Annotated in this window: 21 protein-coding genes, 1 pseudogene and 1 riboswitch; of the genes and pseudogenes, 14 read left to right on the top strand and 8 right to left on the bottom strand. The window is 51.0% G+C overall.

Going from position 1 to position 22,773, the window contains the following annotated elements; genetic code table 11:
* Positions 1–192 precede the first annotated feature (192 nt).
* Positions 193–408: a 30S ribosomal protein S21 gene (gene rpsU / locus GA565_RS04035; protein ID WP_001144069.1), complete on the bottom strand. Its 216-nt coding sequence runs from the start codon at positions 406–408 to the stop codon at positions 193–195.
* 347 nt (positions 409–755) lie between these two features.
* Between rpsU and tsaD the strand changes: the two genes are divergently transcribed.
* The gene (tsaD, locus tag GA565_RS04040; protein ID WP_055782712.1) at positions 756–1,769 is read left to right on the top strand and encodes a tRNA (adenosine(37)-N6)-threonylcarbamoyltransferase complex transferase subunit TsaD; all 1,014 of its coding nucleotides are present in this window, start codon (positions 756–758) and stop codon (positions 1,767–1,769) included.
* A gap of 78 nt (positions 1,770–1,847) precedes the next feature.
* Here the strand turns inward: tsaD and plsY are convergent, their stop codons facing one another.
* A complete protein-coding gene (gene plsY / locus GA565_RS04045; protein ID WP_055782715.1) occupies positions 1,848–2,489 on the bottom strand; it encodes a glycerol-3-phosphate 1-O-acyltransferase PlsY in 642 nt (213 codons plus the stop codon).
* Positions 2,490–2,597: 108 nt separating this feature from the next.
* On the opposite strand from plsY, the gene folB reads away from it, so the two are divergent.
* Both folB and bacA read left to right on the top strand, forming a co-directional pair.
* A complete protein-coding gene (gene folB, locus GA565_RS04050; RefSeq protein WP_152201304.1) occupies positions 2,598–2,957 on the top strand; it encodes a bifunctional dihydroneopterin aldolase/7,8-dihydroneopterin epimerase in 360 nt (119 codons plus the stop codon).
* A 181-nt stretch (positions 2,958–3,138) separates the two neighbouring features.
* A complete protein-coding gene (gene bacA / locus GA565_RS04055; protein WP_055782723.1) occupies positions 3,139–3,966 on the top strand; it encodes an undecaprenyl-diphosphate phosphatase in 828 nt (275 codons plus the stop codon).
* 93 nt (positions 3,967–4,059) lie between these two features.
* Here bacA and GA565_RS04060 read toward each other — a convergent pair whose 3' ends face one another.
* Together GA565_RS04060 and GA565_RS04065 are read right to left on the bottom strand one after the other, a co-directional pair.
* A complete protein-coding gene (locus GA565_RS04060; RefSeq protein WP_152197440.1) occupies positions 4,060–5,298 on the bottom strand; it encodes a multifunctional CCA addition/repair protein in 1,239 nt (412 codons plus the stop codon).
* A 163-nt stretch (positions 5,299–5,461) separates the two neighbouring features.
* The gene (locus GA565_RS04065; RefSeq protein ID WP_055782729.1) at positions 5,462–6,082 is read right to left on the bottom strand and encodes a TIGR04211 family SH3 domain-containing protein; all 621 of its coding nucleotides are present in this window, start codon (positions 6,080–6,082) and stop codon (positions 5,462–5,464) included.
* A gap of 234 nt (positions 6,083–6,316) precedes the next feature.
* Here GA565_RS04065 and GA565_RS04070 point away from each other — a divergent pair, with 234 nt between their 5' ends.
* From GA565_RS04070 to hldE, 3 genes are all read left to right on the top strand, one after another.
* The gene (locus GA565_RS04070; RefSeq protein WP_152197441.1) at positions 6,317–7,624 is read left to right on the top strand and encodes an inorganic triphosphatase; all 1,308 of its coding nucleotides are present in this window, start codon (positions 6,317–6,319) and stop codon (positions 7,622–7,624) included.
* A gap of 55 nt (positions 7,625–7,679) precedes the next feature.
* The gene (gene glnE, locus GA565_RS04075; protein WP_152197442.1) at positions 7,680–10,532 is read left to right on the top strand and encodes a bifunctional [glutamate--ammonia ligase]-adenylyl-L-tyrosine phosphorylase/[glutamate--ammonia-ligase] adenylyltransferase; all 2,853 of its coding nucleotides are present in this window, start codon (positions 7,680–7,682) and stop codon (positions 10,530–10,532) included.
* A gap of 158 nt (positions 10,533–10,690) precedes the next feature.
* A complete protein-coding gene (gene hldE / locus GA565_RS04080; protein WP_152197443.1) occupies positions 10,691–12,118 on the top strand; it encodes a bifunctional D-glycero-beta-D-manno-heptose-7-phosphate kinase/D-glycero-beta-D-manno-heptose 1-phosphate adenylyltransferase HldE in 1,428 nt (475 codons plus the stop codon).
* A gap of 100 nt (positions 12,119–12,218) precedes the next feature.
* Here the strand turns inward: hldE and GA565_RS04085 are convergent, their stop codons facing one another.
* The gene (locus GA565_RS04085; protein WP_152197444.1) at positions 12,219–12,551 is read right to left on the bottom strand and encodes an accessory factor UbiK family protein; all 333 of its coding nucleotides are present in this window, start codon (positions 12,549–12,551) and stop codon (positions 12,219–12,221) included.
* A 156-nt stretch (positions 12,552–12,707) separates the two neighbouring features.
* Positions 12,708–12,892, top strand: a riboswitch (FMN riboswitch).
* A gap of 136 nt (positions 12,893–13,028) precedes the next feature.
* On the opposite strand from GA565_RS04085, the gene ribB reads away from it, so the two are divergent.
* The 4 genes and pseudogenes from ribB (at position 13,029) to ygiD (ending at position 16,397) form a co-directional block, all read left to right on the top strand.
* Positions 13,029–13,682, top strand: coding sequence for a 3,4-dihydroxy-2-butanone-4-phosphate synthase (ribB, locus tag GA565_RS04090; protein ID WP_152197445.1), 654 nt, complete (start codon positions 13,029–13,031; stop codon positions 13,680–13,682).
* A gap of 565 nt (positions 13,683–14,247) precedes the next feature.
* Complete coding sequence (locus GA565_RS04095) at positions 14,248–14,568, top strand: hypothetical protein (protein ID WP_152197446.1); 321 nt, start codon at positions 14,248–14,250, stop codon at positions 14,566–14,568.
* Between the two features lie 57 nt (positions 14,569–14,625).
* Positions 14,626–15,470 (top strand): annotated as a pseudogene (locus tag GA565_RS04100) (phosphoethanolamine transferase).
* 141 nt (positions 15,471–15,611) lie between these two features.
* A complete protein-coding gene (gene ygiD, locus GA565_RS04110) occupies positions 15,612–16,397 on the top strand; it encodes a 4,5-DOPA dioxygenase extradiol (protein ID WP_152197449.1) in 786 nt (261 codons plus the stop codon).
* Positions 16,398–16,471: 74 nt separating this feature from the next.
* Here ygiD and GA565_RS04115 read toward each other — a convergent pair whose 3' ends face one another.
* The 3 genes from GA565_RS04115 to tolC form a co-directional block, all read right to left on the bottom strand.
* Positions 16,472–17,632: a glutathionylspermidine synthase family protein gene (locus tag GA565_RS04115; protein WP_055782752.1), complete on the bottom strand. Its 1,161-nt coding sequence runs from the start codon at positions 17,630–17,632 to the stop codon at positions 16,472–16,474.
* Between the two features lie 2 nt (positions 17,633–17,634).
* Complete coding sequence (locus GA565_RS04120) at positions 17,635–18,300, bottom strand: DUF1190 family protein (RefSeq protein WP_152197450.1); 666 nt, start codon at positions 18,298–18,300, stop codon at positions 17,635–17,637.
* A 234-nt stretch (positions 18,301–18,534) separates the two neighbouring features.
* Positions 18,535–20,043: an outer membrane channel protein TolC gene (tolC, locus tag GA565_RS04125; RefSeq protein WP_152197451.1), complete on the bottom strand. Its 1,509-nt coding sequence runs from the start codon at positions 20,041–20,043 to the stop codon at positions 18,535–18,537.
* A 227-nt stretch (positions 20,044–20,270) separates the two neighbouring features.
* On the opposite strand from tolC, the gene nudF reads away from it, so the two are divergent.
* From nudF to yqiA, 4 genes are read left to right on the top strand one after another with little or no spacing between them, the layout of a single operon-like run.
* Positions 20,271–20,906 (top strand): ADP-ribose diphosphatase, encoded by a 636-nt coding sequence (gene nudF / locus GA565_RS04130; RefSeq protein ID WP_152197452.1) that lies wholly within the window; start codon positions 20,271–20,273, stop codon positions 20,904–20,906.
* Positions 20,903–21,328: a DUF1249 family protein gene (locus tag GA565_RS04135; RefSeq protein WP_055782766.1), complete on the top strand. Its 426-nt coding sequence runs from the start codon at positions 20,903–20,905 to the stop codon at positions 21,326–21,328. The genes nudF and GA565_RS04135 overlap by 4 nt, the downstream gene beginning before the upstream one ends.
* A gap of 27 nt (positions 21,329–21,355) precedes the next feature.
* Positions 21,356–22,183: a 3',5'-cyclic-AMP phosphodiesterase gene (gene cpdA, locus GA565_RS04140; RefSeq protein ID WP_152197453.1), complete on the top strand. Its 828-nt coding sequence runs from the start codon at positions 21,356–21,358 to the stop codon at positions 22,181–22,183.
* Entirely contained in the window at positions 22,183–22,764 is a 582-nt protein-coding gene (yqiA, locus tag GA565_RS04145) for an esterase YqiA (protein WP_152197454.1), read from the top strand. Before cpdA ends, yqiA begins: the two co-directional genes overlap by 1 nt.
* Positions 22,765–22,773 lie beyond the last annotated feature (9 nt).

Here is a 22,773-nt window from a genome sequence, read left to right on the forward strand (position 1 = left end):
GTCACTTACCGAGGTAAGCTTTCGGGCGTTCGTTCGGTTGCCGCCTTGCCGCATCACGAAATCTTTTGGATATAGCCTATAAACGAGAACAAGCCGCGCATTCCTTTCGGAAAGCACGGCCTTCGTATGCAACTACTCGGTCTGCGCGTTTTAGAAAAACAGTATCACGCGGGTGGGGTTGCCCCCGAAGAATTAATACAGACGAGTGCGACGTGCGTTTTCGCGAGCCAGTTTCTTGGCGTGGCGTTTTACTGCAGATGCTTTAGCGCGTTTACGTTCGGTAGTCGGTTTTTCATAGAATTCGCGACGACGAACTTCGGCCAAAACACCTGCTTTTTCGCAGGAACGCTTGAAGCGACGCAGAGCTACGTCGAACGGCTCGTTTTCACGTACTTTAATTACAGGCATGTGCCTCTCACCTCGATAAAATCGGTTTGTTCGCTAGCGTGGTGCCAGCTCATTTCAAAATGGTGCGGAATTTTACTCCAATTTGCCTAGCCTTGTAAAGCCCAATGGCAAATTGAAACAGGCGCATTACAATCCTTTCAATGATGGACTGTGCGCTCGCTTTTGCGTCGGCCGGCGATTATATACCAATCAATTCGAATTGCTCGACATTAATCACTGATTTGCACAAAAAGCTGGCGTTTGTGCTCATTAACTCCGCGCTTTGGCCGTGAGGAAGCAATACCGCCGCGAGGTTGTATGCTAGACTACGCGCCGCGAGTTAGCGCGAAAACATGATGGAAAGAGTAATGCGAGTACTGGGTATAGAAACGTCCTGTGATGAAACCGGGATTGCAATTTACGACTCTGAAAACGGGTTGTTAGCTAATCAACTGTATAGTCAGGTAAAACTGCATGCTGACTACGGCGGCGTTGTGCCTGAACTGGCGTCACGTGACCACGTGCGTAAAACGCTGCCGCTTATTCAGGAAGCACTGAAAGAGGCAAATCTAACGGCACAGGACATCGATGGCGTGGCTTATACCGCCGGTCCTGGACTGGTCGGCGCGCTGCTGGTCGGTGCAACCATCGGGCGATCGCTGGCGTTTGCCTGGAACGTTCCGGCCGTTGCCGTTCATCATATGGAAGGGCATCTTTTAGCCCCGATGCTTGAAGATAATCCGCCGGAATTCCCCTTTGTGGCGCTGCTGGTCTCCGGTGGGCACACGCAGCTTATCAGCGTGACCGGCATCGGTGAATACACGCTGCTCGGCGAATCGGTTGACGACGCCGCCGGTGAGGCCTTTGATAAAACAGCAAAACTTCTGGGTCTTGACTACCCAGGAGGACCGCTGCTGTCGAAAATGGCGCAACAGGGCGTCGCGGGGCGTTTTACTTTCCCACGCCCAATGACCGACCGTCCCGGCCTTGATTTCAGTTTCTCAGGATTAAAAACGTTTGCCGCCAACACTATTCGTGGCAATGAAAGTGACGCACAAACGCACGCCGATATCGCCCGCGCGTTTGAAGATGCCGTGGTTGATACGCTGGCAATCAAGTGCAGACGCGCGCTGGATCATACCGGATTCAAACGTCTGGTCATGGCCGGCGGCGTCAGTGCAAACCGGACGTTGCGCAGCAAATTGGCTGAAGTGATGGAAAAACGCGGCGGTGAAGTGTTCTATGCGCGTCCAGAATTCTGTACCGATAACGGCGCGATGATTGCCTATGCGGGCATGGTGCGCTTGAAAACCAGTGCGAACGCCGACTTAAGTATTTCCGTTAGGCCGCGTTGGCCTTTGGATGAGCTTGCACCCGTTTAATTGAGTGCCTCACGCAGGCTAATGATAAAGCGCTAGAAATAAAAAAAACGACCTTAAAAGGTCGTTTTTTTATGCCTGCTATTTGTTGTTCTTCGCGGCTTCAGCGGCTTTTCGGGCGGCTTTCTTCTGCTTGAGTCGCGTCCAGATTTTGGTTTCCTGACCTCGCCACAGCCGCTGAATATTGTCGTGGTGGCGCAAAAGAATAAGGCAGGAGAGCATCGCTACCGGGAAAGTGAACTGCGGTTTAAACCACCAGACATAAAAGGGCGCAATCAGCGCACTGACAATAGCACCCAATGACGAGTAGCCACTGAGCAATACGGTGAGTAACCAAGTGCCGGTCATTAATCCAGTAAGATCCCAGCCGATCGGCGCAATCGCGCCCAACGCCGTCGCCACGCCCTTGCCGCCCTTAAAGCGGAAGAACACCGGATAGATGTGGCCGACGCAGGCCGCAATGGCCGTCAGTCCCAAATACATCGGTGTCACGTTAAATTTGTAGGCCACCCATACCGGCAACATGCCTTTCAGCACGTCGAAAATGAGCACCGTGGCCGCAGCGGCTTTACCGCCGATCCTCAGCACGTTGGTGGCACCCGGATTACCAGAACCTTGGGTTCGTGGGTCAGGGAGTCTCGCCAGGCGGCAAACCAGAATAGCACTGGAAATCGAGCCGCATAGGTAGGCGAAAATAATCATTCCAAGCGCGGTTGCACTCATAAAAGCAATTCCGTCTATTAGAGGTCGTTTAAATCACTACTTCTATGGATAATACGCACTTTCAGCTGGAAGTGGTATCCAGCAAGGCCAAAAACAGGAGAACGCGTGATGGATATCGTATTTATTGAGCAACTAAATGTAATCACCACCATAGGCGCTTTTGAGTGGGAACAAACAATTCAGCAGAAGCTGGTGTTTGATATCGAACTTGCCTGGGACAATCAAAAGTCAGCCAAAAGCGATGACGTTAATGACTGTTTAAGCTACGCCGACGTCAGCGATGCAGTTATCGAACACGTCACGTCGCAAAGCTTTGCGCTGGTCGAACGTGTGGCGGAAGAAGTGGCCAGTTTACTCATGGCGCGTTTCAATACGCCGTGGGTGAAAATTAAACTTAGCAAGCCTGGCGCCATTGCACACGCGGCTAACGTGGGTGTCATTATCGAGCGTGGAAAGTTTATTAAATAAATTTTCATTTAAATTAGCCCTTATAACGTATAAATTGAAAAACTGTTGTCATAATAACGCATTACTACTATTACTCTGGGAGAGTGGTATTGGGTGAAAGTAGGCAAAATCTTAATTTTGCCTTAAGACGTTAGAGCATATTGCGCTGTTAAGTGAACACTCTATTTAGGGCAGGGAAATTATGGTAACTGAAGGTCATCAGCTATTAATCGCGCTGATTTTAGGTATCGTTGAGGGCTTGACGGAATTCTTGCCGGTGTCATCGACCGGACATTTAATCATCGCCGGTCATTTAATGGGCTTTACCGATGATAAATCAAAAGTTTTTGAGGTTATCATACAGTTAGGTTCAATTTTGGCCGTCGTGGTGGTATTCTGGCGCCGTCTTTTCGGCCTGATTGGCATACATTTTGGCAAGAAAGTCGAGCACGAAGGCGTGGGTAAAGGTCACCTTACTCTGCTGCATATTCTCCTTGGTATGATCCCTGCCGTCGTGATCGGTTTACTGTTCAGCCACAACATTAAAGCGCTGTTTGAACCTAAATATGTCATGTATGCGCTGGTGGTTGGCGGTATATATATTCTGGTTGCTGAATGGGTAAAGCCAAAGTTTCCTAAAGCAGTGGGTATTGATGATATTACATACCTGCAGGCCTTTATGATTGGCTGTTTCCAATGTCTGGCGCTGTGGCCTGGTTTCTCGCGTTCTGGCGCAACGATTGGTGGCGGTTTGCTGATGGGCGTCAGTCGTTACGCGGCTTCGGAATATTCGTTCCTGCTTGCCGTTCCGATGATGTTAGGCGCCAGTACGCTCGATCTTTATAAGAACCACTCCATCCTGAGCTGGTCAGATTTGCCGATGTTTGCCGTGGGCTTCGTGACCGCCTTTATTGTGGCGCTGATTGCGATTAAAACCTTCCTGTCGCTCATTAAACGTATTTCGTTTGTTCCTTTCGCGATTTATCGTTTCGTGGTGGCTGCGCTGGTTTACTGGGTATTCATCAGTTAGTTCGGCAATATAAGTGCAATAAACAGTAAAAAACCCGCTTCGGCGGGTTTTTTGTTGGCAGAACGCTCTTTTCTTGAAATGACGTTGAGTCGTTTAATGGGGCATTATGCTCTGCGTTGCGCGCCATTGTGCGATGGCAGCGATGCGCTGCTTGCCCAACTCTTCACGTATTGCCATGCCCTGTAATCCTAGCGCCACGACGTCTTTAACAGACACGTCATTGGCGGCAGCAAAGGCCGCACGTAGATAATCGCCCTGTGGATAAGGATTGCGTTCGAATCCGGTTCTGCCGCGTGCGTCTGCCTCACTGGTGAGGATCATCTGCTCAAGGCGCTGCGGTTTACGCCAGACGTCAATGCTGTCGAAAAGCTTGAGCAGCGTTTCAGGGCGAAGTCGTTCAACCGTATGAATAAGGTCATGAAACTCGGCAACCAGTACGGCCAAATCACGAATGGCGGTCGGCACGCGCAGCCGTTCACAAAGTCGCTTAACCAGCTTGACCCCGGCAGGACCGTGGCCGTGATGGCTTGGCCAGTGTTCAGGCGGCGTTAGCCCTTTTCCCAGATCGTGGCACAGCGCCGAAAAGCGTATATCGACATCCTGACTAAGCTCGGCGGCAATCTTAAGCGTCATCAAGGTATGAATGCCGGTGTCAATTTCAGGATGCCATTTAGCCGGAGCCGGCACGCCAAATAGTGCATCAACTTCTGGGAAAAGCACTTTCAGTGCATTGCAGTCGCGCAATACCTGGAAATAAACTTGCGGATCCTGCGTTTGCAGCGCCTTCTCCGTCTCTTTCCACACTCTTTCAGGCGTTAAAGCTTTAAGTTCACCGCTGGCGGCCATTTGCGTAATTAGCTGCTGCGTTTCGGGGGCGATAGTGAAACCTAAATGGGCGAAGCGTGCGGCGAAGCGGGCAAGGCGTAGCACGCGCAGTGGATCTTCACCAAAGGCGTCGGAAACGTGGCGTAAAACGCGGGCTTCAATATCACCCTGACCCTTGTAAGGGTCGACAAGCTCGCCGTCGGCGCTGCGGGCAATCGCATTAATGGTTAAATCACGGCGCATCAGGTCCTGCTCCAGCGTTACATCTGGGGAGGAGTAGCAGATGAAGCCGTTATAGCCTGCGCCTGATTTGCGTTCGGTGCGGGCGAGGGCGTATTCCTCGCGGCTAACGGGGTGCAGAAAAACCGGAAAATCTTTGCCAACCTGTTGATAGCCAAGCTCGAGCATAGTCTCAGGGGTAGATCCGACCACCACCCAATCCTGCTCACTGACGGCAAGGTTTAACAGCCTGTCGCGGACGGCACCGCCGACCAGATAGATTTTCACGGGCTAACTCCTTGGAAATATGACCAAAATAAAAAGCGCTTCAGGCTTTCATTGTAGCAAATTTGTTAATGGAATTTCTGACTAATGCGCTATGCACCAGCAACACGAAAAGGCACGCTCGGTGCCTTTTCATTCACTCAGTCTCAATGATGCGAGTAAAAACTCAGCTCATCCAGCGATCTTTCTTCTTGCGGCGAGGCACAAGATGCGGAAGCACCAGACCGAGGATTAGACCAATACCTGCCACGCCACCACCGTACATAAACCACTGAAGAATAATGGTTCTTTGCTTGTCATCAAGCTGAACGTTGACCGCGCTAACTTTCTTTTGTGCGACAATAAGCTGATTTTTAAGGTCCTGATTCTCTTTCTTCAGGCCGTTGATAATGCCATCACTCGAAGAGACTTTTTGCTGCATCTCGGCGGTGCGCTGATTCCAGCTATTATCAATATTGGTCAGTTTGTCAGTCAGCGTTTTAACCTGCTGTTGCAAGTTAGGAACCTGCGTGCGCAGGCTAGGCGAGGTGCTCAACTGGTCGAGTGGGATCCAGGCGTTACGGCCTTTAGCATCAACGACTTCACCGTAGTTAGTGGTGTTATTGACGCTTTTTAATGTAACTTCATCACCTGAATTCAGGGTGCCAACGATGCGAAACTGATTACCTGGACCACTGTGAATGTAGGTGATCAAATCGTCGGAAATGTAGCGTTTCTCATCGGCGTGAGCGCCACAGGTGATGCCTAAAGTGAGTAAAGCGAAACCTAAAAGGCGTAATTTATTCATTATTGTTCATTCTTCGTAGTTTGCGGGCCGGTATTCGGTACCCTATATGGCGATAGACATAAATGTTGAACGATAGTAAGTGCAACAGTGTGACGACGCAACGCATAAACCTGAATGGGAACTATCTTACAATCCCACGACATGCGGCTCGCGCGAGGCGTGTGTGTTAGAATTGGCAAAACATTTTTTATCATTCAAGACGTTCTTATCAGCCAAGATGCGGTGCAAAGACTTATGACCCTAGAAATCGAATTAAAATTTATTGCCAGCCCAGCGGCCATTGCCGAACTTCCTGAGCAGCTGGCGGCGTTTACCCCCACACATTCTGCGCCACAGAAACTCACCAACATTTATTACGAGACGGCGGATAACCGCCTGCGTAAGTTGGACATGGGTCTGCGCATTCGTGGTTTCGACGACAGCTATGAGATGACCATTAAAACTGCCGGTAAAGTGGTGGCGGGTCTGCACCAGCGCCCTGAGTATAACGTCAGCATCGCCAAGCCCGAGCTGGACCTGAGCCTGTTCCCGGCCGATATCTGGCCGCAGGGCTGTGACGTGAGCGCGCTACAGGCCGAGTTGGCACCGCTATTTCGTACCGATTTCGTTCGCGAGAAGTGGGTAATCACTTACCAGCAAAGCCAGATTGAACTTGGCCTGGACCAGGGCAATGTGACCGCCGGTGAGCTTTCTGAACCGCTGTCCGAAATTGAGCTGGAAATTAAAGAAGGCAACACCGCCGATCTGCTGGCGTTGGCTGCGCTGCTGGGTAAAAATGGCGGGCTGCGTCTCGGCGGTTTGAGCAAGGCAGCGCGCGGTTATCACTTGGCTCAGGGCAACGTTTTGCGTGAGCCTCGCCCCTTAAAAATATTCCACGCTGCGCCGAAAGCAACGGTTGAACAAGCACTTAGCGGTATGCTGGAGCTTTCTCTTGCCCATTGGCAGTATCATGAAGAGCTGTGGGTTCGGGGTGATAAAGCGGTGCGTATCAACGTGCTGCAGGGCGTTGAGGCCGTACGTCAGACGCTGGTTATCTACGGCGGATTAATTCCGCGTAAAGCCTCCACCGAGCTTCGCGCAATGTTGACCGAATTAGCCGAAAAGCTCGATCAAAAAGGGCTTGATGCGCAGGAAGTCTGCCTGAGTGCCCGTTATCTTGAATGTAAGTTAGCACTCACTTCATGGCTGGCAAACGAAGCCTGGAAACCGTTCATAGATGATAAATCGCAGAAGAAACTCGACGGCTCCTTCAAGCGTTTTTGCGATGTCATGCTTGGGCGCACCGCCGCCGAATTGAAAGACGCATTTGCACAATCGCTGACGGAAGAGGGTTTTCGTGACCAACTGGCGCGCCTCAAACGCCAAATCATCTCTTTCCATTTGCTTTCAGGCGCCTATCCTTTCGAGGAATCAATGGCTTATATTACAGTCTGGACCGAACTCCAGCAGGCCATTGTGCAGCAGCAGCACGCTTGGGAAGACTCAGCGCGCCAGCATGCTTTGATGCAGCCAGCATTTTGGTTAAACGGACAACCTCGTTAATTGACAGCCCGGCCTGACGCCTCGTCAGGCCGACATGATGAAAGGAACCCGAAGAATGTTGCCTCTCACCCCGCTGCTTGAAGCTCAGGCCGAAAAGCTGCATCTGCGTTTTAAACAAAGCCTCGAACAACAGCAGCTCACCGATGTGCCTGAACTGACCGAAGGCGCGCTGCGCGTGCTGGCCAGCAGCGATTTTATCAGTGAGAACTTTATTGTTCATCCGCAGTGGTGGCAGGAGATGGCTGCCAACCCGCCTCGAGTGGATGAGTGGCAACATTATGCATCAGAGCTGGCGACGTCCCTGGCGCAGGTTCATGACGAAGCCGGGCTGATGAAGGCGCTGCGCCTGTTCCGCAAGGAAAAAATGCTGCGCATCAGCTGGTCTCAGGCGATGCAAACCAGCAGTTGTGAACAAACGCTGCAACAGCTGAGCGTATTGGCAGAAACGCTGATTGTCGCCGCGCGCGACTGGCTGTACGACACCTGCTGTCGTGAATGGGGCACGCCGGTTAATGCCGCAGGCGACCCGCAGCGGCTGTTGATACTTGGCATGGGCAAGCTGGGTGGCGGCGAACTCAATTTTTCTTCTGATATCGATCTGATTTTTTCTTACCCGGAAAACGGCCAGACTCAGGGCGGACGGCGTCAGCTTGAAAACGCGCAGTTCTTTATTCGTCTCGGCCAACGTCTGATTAAAGCGCTGGATCAGCCGACTATCGACGGCTTTGTGTATCGCGTTGATATGCGTCTGCGGCCTTTTGGCGACAGTGGTCCGCTGGTGATGAGTTTTTCAGCGTTAGAAGATTATTATCAGGAGCAGGGCCGCGACTGGGAACGCTATGCCATGGTCAAAGCGAAACTGATGGGCGGCGCAGAAGACGCCAGCAGTCAGGAAATACGCAAGATGCTGAAGCCGTTCGTTTTCCGTCGCTATATCGACTTCAGCGTGATTCAGTCCCTGCGCAACATGAAAGGCATGATTGCCCGTGAGGTTCGCCGCCGTGGTTTGAAAGACAACATCAAGCTCGGCGCCGGCGGTATCCGCGAGATTGAGTTTATTGTGCAAGTATTTCAGCTGATCCGCGGCGGTCGTGAGCCTTCCCTGCAGCAGCGCGCGCTGTTACCGACCCTGCAGGCAGTAGAGGCGCTGAATTTACTGCCAGAGACGCAGGTTCGCCAACTGACTGACAGTTATCTTTTTTTGCGTCGTCTGGAAAATCTATTGCAGGCCATTGCCGATGAGCAAACGCAAACGCTGCCCACTGACGACCTCAACCGCGCAAGGCTGGCCTGGGGAATGAACTACACCCATTGGGATGCGCTGAATCAAAACGTTACCGAACACATGCTGGCGGTACGCGCTGTGTTTGACGAGCTGATTGGCGACGATACGCCCGATGCGGGAGATGACCCGCAGCAGGAGCCGTTTAACAGCCTGTGGACCGACCAACTCGACGACAGTGACCTGCAGCCATTGGCAGAGCAACTTTCTGAATCGGCGCGTGCCAACCTGCTGCGCACCATCAATGACTTTCGACAGGATGTTGATAAACGCACCATTGGTCCACGCGGGCGTGATCAGCTCGACCAGCTGATGCCAAGGATTTTGGCGAAAGTATGTACTTACAAAACGGCCGATACTCTGCTGCAAAGGTTGACACTCTTGCTGCTCAATATCGTCACACGAACCACCTATATCGAGCTGCTGGTTGAATATCCGGGGGCACTGAAACAGCTTATTCGCCTCTGTGCCGCCTCGCCGATGGTTGCCAACCAGCTGGCGCGTCACCCGATATTGCTCGATGAACTGCTCGACCCGAACACGTTGTATCAGCCAATTGCGCCGGAGTCCTATCCCGATGAGCTGCGCCAGTATTTGCTGCGCGTGCCGTCCGACGACGAAGAGCAGCAAATTGAGGCGCTGCGTCAGTTTAAACAGGCGCAGCAGCTGCGCATCGCGGCGGGTGATATTGCCGGCGTGCTACCGGTGATGAAAGTCAGCGATCATCTGACCTACCTCGCCGAAGCGATTTTGACGGCGGTGATCCAGCAAGCGTGGGACCATATGCTAACGCGCTACGGTCAGCCGTCACACTTGCAGCATCAGGCTGGGCGCGGTTTTGCGGTTATTGGTTACGGCAAGTTGGGCGGTTGGGAGCTGGGCTACAGCTCCGATATGGATTTGGTTTTCCTTCACGACTGTCCGATGGACGTGGTGACCGACGGCCCGCGCAGCATCGACGGACGTCAGTTTTATCTGCGTCTTGCCCAGCGGATTATGCATCTTTTCAGCACCCGCACCGCTTCAGGTATTCTGTATGAGGTTGACGATCGCCTGCGGCCGTCCGGCGCGTCCGGCATGCTGGTAAGCACCATTGCCGCTTTCAGGGATTATCAGCAGGAGAGCGCCTGGACCTGGGAGCATCAGGCACTGGTGCGCGCGCGCGTAGTCTACGGCAGTCCTGAAATGACTCTGCAGATCAACGGTATTCGCCGTGAAATACTCTGCAAGCCGCGCGATGGCGAAGTGTTGAAAAAAGAAGTGCGTGAAATGCGTGAAAAGATGGTGGCCCATCTGGCGACCAAAAAAGGCGAGGTGTTTGATCTCAAAGCCGATCCTGGTGGCATTACCGATATAGAATTTATCGCTCAATACCTGGTCCTGCGTTACGCCAGCAGTGAGCCAGATTTAACCCGCTGGTCCGATAATGTGCGCATTTTCGAGCTGATGGCGAAATATCAAATCATGTCGCAGGACGAAGCCGTGCAGCTCACGCATGCCTATGTCACGCTGCGCGATGAGATTCATCATCTGGCATTACAGGAACATAATGGGAAAGTTGCGGTCGATATGTTTGTCACCGAGCGCGAACATATTAAGGCAAGCTGGCAGCGATGGCTGGGCTAAATGGGTTTTAGCCCCAACCTTTTTCGCTTGTGATATTATCGCGCGCATTGTTTTCGGGATGACAACACGATTTAGCGACCAACTAACTCTTTTTTTGGCTACGATTTGTTCAGATAGCCTGTTTTCCAAGTTTATATCCAAAGTAATTGGAGTGTGGGATGAAAGTGACTTTGCCTGAGTTTCACCGTGCCGGCGTTCTGGTGGTCGGTGACGTAATGCTTGACCGCTACTGGTATGGCCCAACTAGCCGCATATCACCGGAAGCGCCGGTGCCGGTTGTTAAGGTGAATACGATTGAAGAGCGGCCGGGCGGTGCGGCAAACGTGGCGATGAACATTGCCTCTCTCGGTGCGCGTTCTCGGCTGATTGGCCTGACCGGCGTTGACGATGCGGCTCGTGCCTTAAGTGAACGTTTGAGCGAAGTAAACGTCAGCTGTGATTTTCTGGCGGTGCCTACACATCCGACGATTACTAAACTGCGCGTTCTCTCGCGCAATCAGCAGCTTATCCGTCTCGACTTTGAAGAAGGTTTTGAGGGGATTGATCTGCAGCCGATGTTGGAAAAAATCAGGCAAGCTCTGCCGCACACCGGTGCTCTGGTGCTGTCTGACTATGCCAAAGGTGCATTGAAAGACGTGCGGGCGATGATTGCGCTGGCTAAAGAGGCCGGCGTGCCGGTGCTTATCGATCCAAAAGGGGCTGATTTTGAGCCTTATCGTGGTGCAACACTGCTGACGCCTAATCTTTCTGAGTTCGAAGCCGTCGTCGGCCCGTGTAAAGATGAAGCGCAATTGGTAGAAAAAGGCATGCAGTTGATTGCTGATTTTGAGCTTTCAGCGCTGTTGGTCACGCGTTCCGAGCAGGGTATGACGCTGCTACAGCCGGGCAAAGCGCCGCTGCATCTGCCGACGCAGGCGCAGGAAGTGTTCGATGTGACCGGTGCCGGTGACACGGTAATTGGCGTGTTGGCCACCGTGCTGGCCGCGGGCAACAGCCTGGAAGATGCCTGCTTCCTGGCAAACGCCGCCGCGGGCGTGGTGGTTGCCAAGCTCGGCACCTCGACTGTTTCTTCCGTTGAGCTTGAAAACGCCGTGCATGGTCGCTCTGATACGGGCTTTGGCGTGATGACGGAAGCAGAGCTGAAAGCTGCCGTAGCGCGGGCGCGTCAACGCGGTGAGAAAGTGGTCATGACTAACGGCATTTTTGATATTTTGCATGCCGGACACGTCTCTTATCTGGCGAATGCGCGCAAACTGGGCGACAGGCTCATTGTGGCAGTGAACAGCGATGCCTCAACCAAGCGCCTGAAAGGTGAGACTCGTCCGGTGAATCCACTGTCGCAACGAATGATTGTTTTGGCTGCGTTAGGTGCCGTGGATTGGGTGGTTGATTTCGAAGAAGATACCCCGCGTCGCCTGATTGCCGGTATTTTGCCAGACCTGCTGGTTAAAGGCGGTGACTATCAGCCGCACCAGATTGCCGGATGCGATGAAGTGTGGGCTAACGGTGGTGAAGTCAAAGTGTTGAATTTTGAAGATGGACTATCGACCACCAAAATAATTAATCAGATCAAATCGCAGGAGTAATCCTGCAGCAGTGACGCGGCGGTTCGGCGCGTTATAAACAGAAAAGGCCTGCATATGCGGGCCTTTTACTTTTTGTACTCTATGAACCATCAGGGAATGTTTATTCCTGCGGTTTGTCAGCTTTCGGTGCTGAAGCGGGCGCGGTCGCAACTGATGCAGCAGAGGCGGAAGCGGGTGCGCTGTTAGCCGTAGCCAGTTTGCTTTCAATGTCTGCCAGTCGCTGTTCCAGCAGCGTGAGCTTCTCACGCGTGCGCAGCAATACTTGGGTCTGCACGTCAAACTCTTCACGATTAACTAAATCCATACGGCCGAATTGAGCCTGAAGAACCTGGCGCACTTTCTTTTCTGTGTCTTCCCCAAACTCACGGATCCCTTTCGGCATGGCTTCATGCACCTGACGAGCAATTTGTTCAATTTTTTTAGTGTCGATCATAGTCGTTAACCTGTTTCAGAAAAGTGGCGTTCTACTAGTGTAATGCCAGAATGCTATTCTATAAACCTTTGACGACAGCTTTAATCGCGCTTAATACAGCTCCAATTGCTCATTGGGCGCATTGCTCAGGCCTTTTTTTGGCGCTATAGTTGCCTTGCTTATTCTCAGGGCGGGGTGCAAGTCCCCACCGGCGGTAAACCACAGAACAACTTGATGAAACACTCTTTCATCATCGTGGAAGCCCGCGAGCGCTTATGTTTCCAAATAATGGAAGCCTAAGGTCAGCAGATCCGGTGTAATTCCGGGGCCGACGGTTATAGTCCGGATGGGAGAGAGTAACGAAATGATCGGGCGTGAATGCCCGCAACGTTATTTTATAGCGATAGCCTGCTATGTGCACGGCCATGCTAACTCCGCAAGACGCCCTGATTCTGGTAATCCATTTATTTTTCATAGTGTTAATGAGGTTATTTTACCATGAATCAGACTCTACTTTCCGAATTCGGTACCCCGACAGAACGCGTTGAACGTGCGCTTGCCGCGCTGCGCAACGGCCAGGGTGTCATGGTGCTGGACGACGAAAACCGCGAAAATGAAGGTGATATGATCTTCGCGGCAGAAACCATGACGGTTGAACAAATGGCGCTGACGATTCGCCACGGCAGTGGCATTGTGTGCCTGTGCATCACCGACGAACACCGCAAGCATCTTGAACTTCCTATGATGGTCGAGAATAATTCGAGCGCTTATCAAACCGCATTTACCGTGACCATCGAAGCGGCTGAAGGCGTGACTACCGGCGTATCGGCGTCTGACCGTCTGACCACCATTCGCGCAGCGATAGCCAAAGACGCCAAGCCTTCCGACCTTAATCGTCCCGGTCATGTGTTTCCGCTGCGCGCGCGCGACGGTGGCGTATTGACGCGTCGCGGTCACACCGAAGCGACAATCGACTTGGTAAGACTGGCCGGTTTTGGTCCTTACGGCGTACTGTGTGAACTGACTAACGACGACGGCAGCATGGCCCATGCACCTGAAGCCATTGCCTTCGCTAACGGTCATAACATGCCGGTTGTCACCATTGACGACTTAGTGGCATATCGCCAAGTACAGTCTCAGCAGGCAAGCTGATCTGCGATTGTTACTCAGATAGTGATAAGAAAAAGCCGACGTAAGTTATGTCGGTTTTTTTACACCTAAACAACGCTAAATAAGGGCATTAGGGTCATTAGATTTTATTAATAGCCAAGTCAACTATTATTAATCATTATTAACTTTGATAATAATTAATTAGTTTGTTTTTAAGGACGAGTTTCTAGAAGGTTTACTTGCTAAGCTTTAGTCTTTGTAGCATCATTTTGTTGCTGCATTGGTATTAATTTGAAAATTATTTATCTTATAAAAAGAAATCAAAACATTATAAGAGTTTTTTATTTTGTGTGTTTTCTTGTCTGTCATTTGGCTACAGTTTTAAACTTATACACTCGATAAGTCTATTTCTTGTTTTGATTATTGTGCGTAGTTTTACTTCTCGCGGCTATAAGTCGTTAATTATTTTTATTGGTTTTTCTCATCAGCGTATCTACCCATCGCGTTAACCTATGGTTCGCCGGATTATAATTCCATCGCTAATATTTTTTATGCCAGTAAGTCAGAAAGTCTGGAGTTTTTAAAAGCCATTCCATGGTTTTACTATGTGACGCCGTTAATGGGTGTTGTCCTGACGTTAATGATTTTTAATGTGAAAATAGGAAAGGTAAAGTATAGAGGATGGATTATTCTCTATATTCTTATTTACTTATTCTCTCCCTCAATGAAAGCCTATATGAAGACGGGGGCATTACCTTTATTTAGCAACGGTTTACCGATTCTTAAAGCAAGCAGTGAGGCGGTCAGTAATTATCTTACGTTCGTTGAGCAAAGTGCACTCCTCAAGCATCAAATAGGCTTGCCAGATCGCTGGGGGTTTCAAAAAACCTCTGCCGGCTATCAGCTTTATATCTTGGTTATTGGCTAAAGTGTTCGCAGTGACTATATGCAAGCCTATGGTTTTAATATAAAAAATACACCTTTCATGAGCTCGGCATCAGGGGTCACCTTCACGAACTATATTTCTGCCGCGTCTTCTACGGCTATGTCCCTTTTGAACAGTTTAACTTTACGTATAAATGAACAGCCTGACTCGAGCAGTAATATTGTTTCCCTTGCCAATAAGGCGGGATTTTCCACCTATTGGTACTCTAATCAGGGAATGATCGGCGAGGGGGAGACTCCTGTTTCTGTTATCGCAATGAATGCTAAAAGTGTCATTTTTATTAAAAGAGGAGAGTATCAGAAAAATAAATATGTCCCAGACAGTAGAGTGCTTCCGCAAATCCGTTCGGCTATTAGTGAAAATAAACCGGTCAAGCTTATTGTTATTCATCTAATAGGTTCTCACTCAAGAGCGTGTTCAAGAACCAATGAGAAATATTCAACATTTAGCCAGTCAAAAGAAATTTCCTGTTATATAGAAAGTATTGCTCAGACAGATAAACTGCTCGCTGATGTTGCTGATATGGCCAAGGCGAGCGGAAAAAGTTGGTCCATATGTATTTTGCCGATCACGGTCTGGAATTTGCTGATAAAGACACCCAGTATGCTCGATTGATTCATGGTGATAAGTTTAAGCAAAATTATAGAGTGCCTATGTTTATTACCGCCTCAGACAGTCATGAGAGAAAAACGGTTGATCGTCCGCGAAGTGCGCTTAATTTTTTGTCGTTTTTTTCACAGTGGACTGGCATTAAAGATAAATTAATTAATTCCGACTGCAATATGATGGCGAACGTTCCGCGCAATAACCAAGATACGGTGATCAAATTCGATCACAGCAAGGTGTATTTTTCATCACTTGCGCAGGACAGTCCCGCTCTTTGAGACTACCATTCAAATTTATTGAATATCATCATCACGGTTATCCGGCTGTTTCTGGCGATGAAAAAGAGTAACGTTACTTTATCAAACGCCCGCCAAATTGGCTGGCGTTGCCTCTTAACCTTGAGTGATAAGGAACATTTTATGACGACCCTGCGTATGCCAGCACTGTTTTTGGGACACGGTAGCCCGATGAACGTGCTCGAAGATAATATTTATACTCGTGCCTGGGAAGCGTTGGGTAAGAGTCTGCCGCGTCCTAAGGCTATTCTTGCTGTTTCTGCCCACTGGTACACCCGTGGGACCGCCGTTACCGCGATGGAAAACCCACGCACTATTCACGACTTTGGGGGCTTCCCGCAGGCGCTGTTTGATAAACGCTATCCTGCGCCAGGCTCTCCGGCATTGGCAAAACGCGTTCAAGACGTTCTGGCACCCTTGACGGTGACGGCTGACAGCGAATGGGGGTTCGATCACGGCTCTTGGGGCGTACTGATCAAGATGTATCCCGAGGCGGATATCCCGATGATTCAATTGAGCATCGACGGTACCAAGCCTGCCGAATACCATTATGAGCTGGGTAAAAAGCTGGCTGCGCTGCGTGATGAAGGTGTGATGATTGTCGCCAGCGGAAACGTGGTGCACAACCTGCGGATGGTGAAATGGGACGGAAACTCAGAGCCTTATCCTTGGGCCGATTCGTTTAACCAGTATGTTATCGATAACCTATCCTGGAAAGGTGAGGCTAAGGATCATCCTTTGGTTAACTTTATGCAGCACGACGGTGGCGCGTTATCTAATCCAACGCCTGAACACTATCTTCCGCTGCTTTATCTGTTGGGATCGTGGGACGGCATTGAGCCGATCTCCATGCCAACGCAGGGGATTGTGATGAGTTCACTGAGTATGCTGTCGGTACAGCTGGGTTAATACTTTTAGAACGGATAATCGCGCAGATTGGCGATTATCCGTTTTTTATTGCCCAGAATTGGCCTTTGAGATCATCAGCCAATAATGCTGTGCGGGTAGAAACGTGACAGGTCTTGGGTTATCAACGCTCGGTCTTCACGCAGGCCAATACCACACGGCTGGTCGTTGACCAACCAACTGCCAATCAGCGTGTAACTGTCGTTAAAACGCGGCATTGGACAATATTCTTGTACGATCATGCCTTCTTTACCGTAAGGGCCTTCGGCGCTGGCGACTTCTTTGCCGTTCTCGATGATGCGGATGTTGGCACCTTCGCGCGAGAAAAGCGGTTTTATCACGTAACTCGCCATCGGCGGAGGATTGTCTTCAGCGAAGTAGGACTCGAGCAGGTTAGGGTGGTGCGGGAACATCTCCCACAGCAGCGGCAGCAGGGCCTTATTGGAAATAATCGCCTTCCAGGCAGGTTCGAGCCAGCGAACGCCCGCATCTTCGAGCTTGGTCGAGAACACTTCCCGGAACATAAACTCCCACGGATAAAGCTTGAACAGATTGCTGATAATCTGATCTTTAGGATCGGTGAACTGGCCGCGTTCACCTAAGCCAATCTCTTCTATAAATAAGAATTCACTGGCTAGTCCGGCCTCCTGCGCGCAGTCCTGCAAATATTGAACGGTGCCGCGATCTTCTTCCGTGTCCTGACAGCAGGCAAAATGCAGCAGCGAGAAACCATGCTGAGTTTTCAGCTCGGCAAATCGCTCGATCAGTTTTTCCTGCATGCTGTTGAATTGGTCAGCGCCGGCAGGCAGGTTGCCAGCCGCAATCTGATCCTCAAGCCACAGCCACTGGAAAAAGGCCGCTTCGTATAATGAAGTCGGCGTGTCTGCGTTGTTTTCCAACAACTTGGGTGGATTCACGCCGTCGTAAACCAGGTCCAGCCGTGAATAGAGTGAGGGTTGCTGAGTGCGCCACGACGCTCTGACAAACTCCCAGCAATGTTTGGGAATTTGAAACTTTGCCATCAGCTCATCGCTTTTAACAACCCTTTCAACCACCTTGAGGCACATTTGATGCAGCTCTGCGGTGGCGTCTTCGATTTGTTCAATCTGCGCCAGCGTGAATTGGTAGTAGGCGTCTTCACACCAGTACGGTTCGCCGTACATGGTGTGAAAATTAAAGCCAAATTCCGTGGCCTTTTCGCGCCAGTTAGGACGTTCTTGCAGAGCTACGCGTTTCATTCTTAGCCACCCATACTGCGCATTGGAGTACGTGTTGACGACGCTGCGCTGCGCTGCATTGAGGTTTGTTTGGCGACGCTTTCACCAAATCCGCCGCGGGTTACGGTTGAGGTGGTTGCCGGTTTAGGCGCCATGGCTGAAGGCGGCACGTTCATGCTGCGACCGGTGGTTGCCGGACCGTAGCTTTTACCGGTAGCGTCAACAAACTTGCCGTTGGCCGGGCTGCCTGCGGTTTTTGAGGTAAACAGCGGTTGCTGCGCGTAACCGCCGCCGCTCATCATGCGTCCCATCATAAAGCCGGCCATTAATGGCATCCACATGCTGCCGCCGCCCTGCTGAGATTCAGCGGACATACCGGCCTGAGCAGGTGCCTGGGTACACTGTGATTCACCGAATTCGGCCACGCAGTCGGCGCGATTGGCATATTTAGGGGCCGTTTTAGCCGCTTCAGCCTTGGCGTCGTTAAAGGCCTTGGCGCACTGTGCGCTGGTGGACGGGTTCGCCTTTGAGCAGTCGTCGGCATTTTGATAAAGCGAAACGTTGTCGTCGCTTTTCTCGCAGGCGCTGAGCATAAATGCGGCACTGATAGCAAAAGCAATGGGAGTAATTTTCGAGCTACGCCAGGATTTCCGGAAAGTAGCCAGGTTGATGTTTTGTGTCCGTTTCATTGTATTGATCCCATAGTCGGGCTTTTTCGCCCTTTCCCAGAGTAGGTTACATTTGTAACAGAATAAGAATAAGGTAAAGATGCTTACTATTAAAGCAAGAATGGCAATCGTTACGAGACTTTACGTTCAGACGTGAAATCGACGGCGAAAAAGGGGTTTTTAAGGTATATAAAGAAAAAAACCGCCTTTTTCGGGCGGTTTTTGTTTCTTAAAAAGCAGGGATATTTTCAGTCATTAGTTCTGAAAGGGATTGCCGCTCTTTTTCACCGTCTTCGGTTCGTGAGTCGCGCTAACGCGTTTTACCGGAGCCGCAGGTGCTGCGCTGGTATTGCTGTTATCGTTATAGCTGTTTAAACCGTCGGCCGCTGCGTTCTGCTGCGGGGTTTCAGGTGCGACTTGCTCAGGGCTGGTAGCCACCGGTTGGCCCAGTGCGCCGTTCAGCGCCAGCAGGTCGTTTTCATTAAGCGTACCCAGTGCTGATTTCACATTAAGCTGATTAATCAGATAATTATAGCGTGCGCTGGAGAGCTGCTGTTTGGCATTATACAGCGTGGTAGTGGCGTCCAGTACGTCAACAATGGTACGCGTCCCCACTCTATAACCGGCTTCCATCGCATCTAAAGAGCTTTGTGCAGAAACCACCGCCTGTTTGTAAGCGTTGATGCTGCCGATTGAAGCCGAAATGTTGTTGGAAGACGATCGCACTGTCTGCACGACCGTGCGATGAGAGCTTTCAAGCTGCTCGCTGGCGTTCACAAAGCTGAACTGCGCCTGCTTGACTTGAGAACTGACCGAACCGCCGCTATAGAGGGGAATAGTCAGGCTCAGACCGACTTTATTCTGCCCTGCATCACTGTCCTGATAGCTGCTGCCTTCGCCAGTGCGCGAACCGTTATACTTGGTGTTGCTGATCCCGGTTGATGCGGTCAGATCCAGCGTAGGCATGTGGCCGTCCTGATAGTAGCGAATTTCTTCACGCGCCAGGTCCTGCGAAAGACGGGCTGACAGCAGGCTCAGGTTGCGGCTTTCCGCCTCTTTAAGCAGACTGTTTACCGGTTCCGGGCGCTGAGTGGTGAAGGTCGCAATATTCAGTGAAGCTAACTGAGGATAGAAAACGCCGGTTATCTGACGCAGTGATTCCAGCGCATTGTCTACCGCATTACGCGCGGTGACTTCGTTGGCTAACACGGTGTCGTAGGTGGAGCGGGCGTTCTGTACGTCAGTAATAGCAACCAGGCCGACGTTGAAACGTTGGGTGGTTTGGTCCAACTCACGGTACACCGCCTGTTTCTGCGCTTCTGTATAGGAAAGTGCATCAATCGCACTCAAAACGTTGAAATAGGCCGTGGCGGTGTTCAGAATTAGGGACTGCTGTGCCGTCTGATAGGTGACGTCGGCAATACCGGCCGTTTTTTCCTGCAGAGTCAGGGCACGCCATTTGGACATATCAAACAGTGTCTGGGTCAACTGTAACGATCCGCTGCCCACGTTGCTGTTTACACCGTTGGCATCGCGATATCCGTTGTTATAGCCATAGTCGAGACCTAACCCCAGCTGCGGCAGCAGCGGGCTGCGTGCCTCGTTAATTTTCTCAAATGCAGCATCACGCGTTGCGGCAGATGCGCGCAAATCCGGGTTACTTTCCCTGGCTTGTTTGTAAACTTGCATGAGATTTTCAGCCTGGGTTACCGTGCTGAAGCCGCCAAGACCCAGGGTGATGAGAAGAGGGAGCAGTTTCTTCATTTGCATTCCTTGTAGTGCAGCAATGTTATTATTTAATGCTGTCATTAAAACAAACAGACGCGGATTCTAGCAGAGACCGGTGAGCGAACTGTGTGGCTTAATGTGCCATCTCACGTGCGTGAATCCAAATCTAACACAAAAAACCTTGATTATTATTACCGCATCTTCATCAAAATGACCTGAAATGGGGATAATTTTATTTCAATCGCTGACAGGGGGACGTCAATATGACCAAGTTCAAAGGTTCGCCAGTGAGTTTCGGCAAAGATGATGTAGAAATTATTGCTGTTGATACCCGCTACCAAGGTTTTTTTCGCATTAACGCTTACCGGTTTCGTCATCGGCTGTTTAGTGGTGAAATGAGTGGCGAAGTGGTGCGCGAAGTTTTTGAACGTGGACATGCTGCGGTTCTGCTACCTTATGATCCTGTGCGTGACGAAGTGGTACTGATCGAACAGATTCGATTTCCTGCTCTGGAAAGCAGCGACACCCCCTGGCTACTTGAAATGGTGGCCGGTATCATTGAAGAGGGGGAAACGGTTGAAGACGTTGCCCGCCGTGAAGCATTGGAAGAAGCCGGCATTGTCGTCGGGCGCTGTAAACCGGTTCTGAGCTATCTGGCAAGTCCGGGTGGTACCAGCGAGCGCCTTTCTATTATGGTCGGTGAAGTCGATGCCACAACGGCAGAAGGAATTCATGGTCTGGAAACTGAAAATGAAGACATCCAGGTACACGTGGTTAGCCGGGAGCAGGCTTACCGCTGGGTGGAAGAAGGAGCGATAGATAATGCCGCGTCAGTGATTGCCTTACAGTGGCTGACTCTGCACCATGAATCCTTAAAAAAAGAATGGGTTAAAGAATGATAAAGCGCTATGTTCCCGATTTTCCTGAAATGATGCGTCTGTGCGAAACCAATTTCGCTCAGCTGCGCCGTTTGCTGCCTCGAAATGATGAAGTTGGACAGACAGTGTCTTATCAGGTGACCAACGCCACCTACCAGCTAAAAATTCTCGAATCGACACGCTACACCTCACTGGTCGAAATCACGCAGACGGCACCGGCGGTCAGTTATTGGAGCCTGCCTTCAATGACCGTTCGTCTTTATCACGACGCAATGGTTGCCGAAGTGTGTGCGAGCCAACAGATCTTTCGCTTCAAAGCACGCTATGATTATCCTAATAAAAAGTTGCATCAGCGTGACGAAAAGCATCAAATTAACCAGTTTCTCGCTGATTGGTTGCGCTATTGTCTGGCGCATGGAGCGATGCCAGTTCCGGTTTGTTAGACAGACTTCAATAACAAAGGATCGAATTTGGAAAGCCTGTTTAAGCTGCCTTTGGTAGATGGGGCCAAAGTCAGGATACTGCAGATTACAGATACTCATCTTTTTGCTGGTGAAGATCAGACTTTGCTGGGTGTGAATACGTTTCGCAGCTATCGCGCCGTGCTGGACGCTATTTGTGCTCAGCAGCGCGAAGTCGACATTATTGCTGCAACCGGTGACCTGGCGCAGGATCAGTCTCTTGAGGCTTATCATCATTTCTCACGTGGGGTGAATCGCCTTCCTGCCCCCTGTGTCTGGCTGCCAGGAAACCACGATTTTCAACCGGCGATGGTCAATGCGCTGGCCGAGGCGGGTATTCATCCTTCCAAACAGGTGTTGCTGGGCAACGACTGGCAGGTGCTGCTGCTCGACACCCAGGTTTTTGGCGTGCCTCACGGCGAAATCAGTGAATATCAGCTTGAATGGATGACCCGCTGTCTTGACGCGCAGCCTGAGCGATTTACGCTGATCATGCTGCACCACCATCCGCTGCCTTCGGGCTGTACCTGGCTTGACCAGCACAGCTTGCGTAATGCGCACACGCTGGCCAACGCGCTGCAGGCGTACCCAAAAGTCACCACGCTGCTGTGCGGGCATATTCATCAGGAGATGGACGTCGACTGGTACGGCAAGCGGCTGTACGCCACGCCGTCTACTTGTGTGCAGTTTAAACCGCACTGCACCAACTTTACGCTCGACACCGTTGCACCGGGCTGGCGCTATCTTACGCTGCATCCCAATGGGCGTGTAGAAACCGAAGTTTGCCGCCTCGAGACCAACGAATTCAGCCCAGATGCCGATGCGGAAGGATATTAATGAGTACGTTGCTGTATTTGCACGGCTTTAACAGTTCTCCACAGTCGGCCAAGGCCACGGCGTTAAAAGGCTGGCTGGCCGAACACCATCCGGGCATAGAGATGGTTGTTCCCGAACTGTTACCGCATCCTGCTGATGCCGCCGAGCAGCTCGAAACGCTGATTATGGACAAATCGGGCGAAAAAATAGGCCTCGTGGGGTCCTCTCTCGGCGGTTATTACGCCACCTGGCTTTCGCAGTGTTTCACTCTGCCTGCTGTGGTGGTTAATCCCGCGGTCCGTCCTTATGAACTGTTAAACGACTTTTTGGGGCGCAATTACAACCCCTACACCGGCCAGCAATATGTGTTAGAGTCTCGCCATGTTTACGATCTTAAAGTGATGCAGGTAGACCCTCTGGAGTCACCGGATTTACTGTGGTTACTCCAGCAAACCGGCGATGAGACCCTCGACTACCGTCAGGCCGTGGCGTATTACACGTCGTGCCGCCAAACTGTAGAACCTGAAGGTAATCATGCATTTGTCGGTTTTGAGCGTTTTTTCCCACCGATTGTGGATTTCTTGGGGTTGGCATCAGATTGAGCTTCGCCA

The organism is Rouxiella sp. S1S-2 (genome assembly GCF_009208105.1).
GTDB lineage: Bacteria > Pseudomonadota > Gammaproteobacteria > Enterobacterales > Enterobacteriaceae > Rouxiella.

Coding starts and splice junctions, on each gene's coding strand:
- GA565_RS04120 (WP_152197450.1), bottom strand. CDS start 18,300: ATGAAACGGACACAAAACATCAACCTGGCTACTTTCCGGAAATCCTGG.
- yqiA (WP_152197454.1), top strand. CDS start 22,183: ATGAGTACGTTGCTGTATTTGCACGGCTTTAACAGTTCTCCACAGTCG.
- GA565_RS04135 (WP_055782766.1), top strand. CDS start 20,903: ATGATAAAGCGCTATGTTCCCGATTTTCCTGAAATGATGCGTCTGTGC.
- ygiD (WP_152197449.1), top strand. CDS start 15,612: ATGACGACCCTGCGTATGCCAGCACTGTTTTTGGGACACGGTAGCCCG.
- nudF (WP_152197452.1), top strand. CDS start 20,271: ATGACCAAGTTCAAAGGTTCGCCAGTGAGTTTCGGCAAAGATGATGTA.
- ribB (WP_152197445.1), top strand. CDS start 13,029: ATGAATCAGACTCTACTTTCCGAATTCGGTACCCCGACAGAACGCGTT.
- GA565_RS04085 (WP_152197444.1), bottom strand. CDS start 12,551: ATGATCGACACTAAAAAAATTGAACAAATTGCTCGTCAGGTGCATGAA.
- glnE (WP_152197442.1), top strand. CDS start 7,680: ATGTTGCCTCTCACCCCGCTGCTTGAAGCTCAGGCCGAAAAGCTGCAT.
- GA565_RS04115 (WP_055782752.1), bottom strand. CDS start 17,632: ATGAAACGCGTAGCTCTGCAAGAACGTCCTAACTGGCGCGAAAAGGCC.
- plsY (WP_055782715.1), bottom strand. CDS start 2,489: ATGAGTGCAACCGCGCTTGGAATGATTATTTTCGCCTACCTATGCGGC.
- hldE (WP_152197443.1), top strand. CDS start 10,691: ATGAAAGTGACTTTGCCTGAGTTTCACCGTGCCGGCGTTCTGGTGGTC.
- GA565_RS04070 (WP_152197441.1), top strand. CDS start 6,317: ATGACCCTAGAAATCGAATTAAAATTTATTGCCAGCCCAGCGGCCATT.
- tsaD (WP_055782712.1), top strand. CDS start 756: ATGCGAGTACTGGGTATAGAAACGTCCTGTGATGAAACCGGGATTGCA.
- tolC (WP_152197451.1), bottom strand. CDS start 20,043: ATGAAGAAACTGCTCCCTCTTCTCATCACCCTGGGTCTTGGCGGCTTC.
- rpsU (WP_001144069.1), bottom strand. CDS start 408: ATGCCTGTAATTAAAGTACGTGAAAACGAGCCGTTCGACGTAGCTCTG.
- folB (WP_152201304.1), top strand. CDS start 2,598: ATGGATATCGTATTTATTGAGCAACTAAATGTAATCACCACCATAGGC.
- bacA (WP_055782723.1), top strand. CDS start 3,139: ATGGTAACTGAAGGTCATCAGCTATTAATCGCGCTGATTTTAGGTATC.
- GA565_RS04065 (WP_055782729.1), bottom strand. CDS start 6,082: ATGAATAAATTACGCCTTTTAGGTTTCGCTTTACTCACTTTAGGCATC.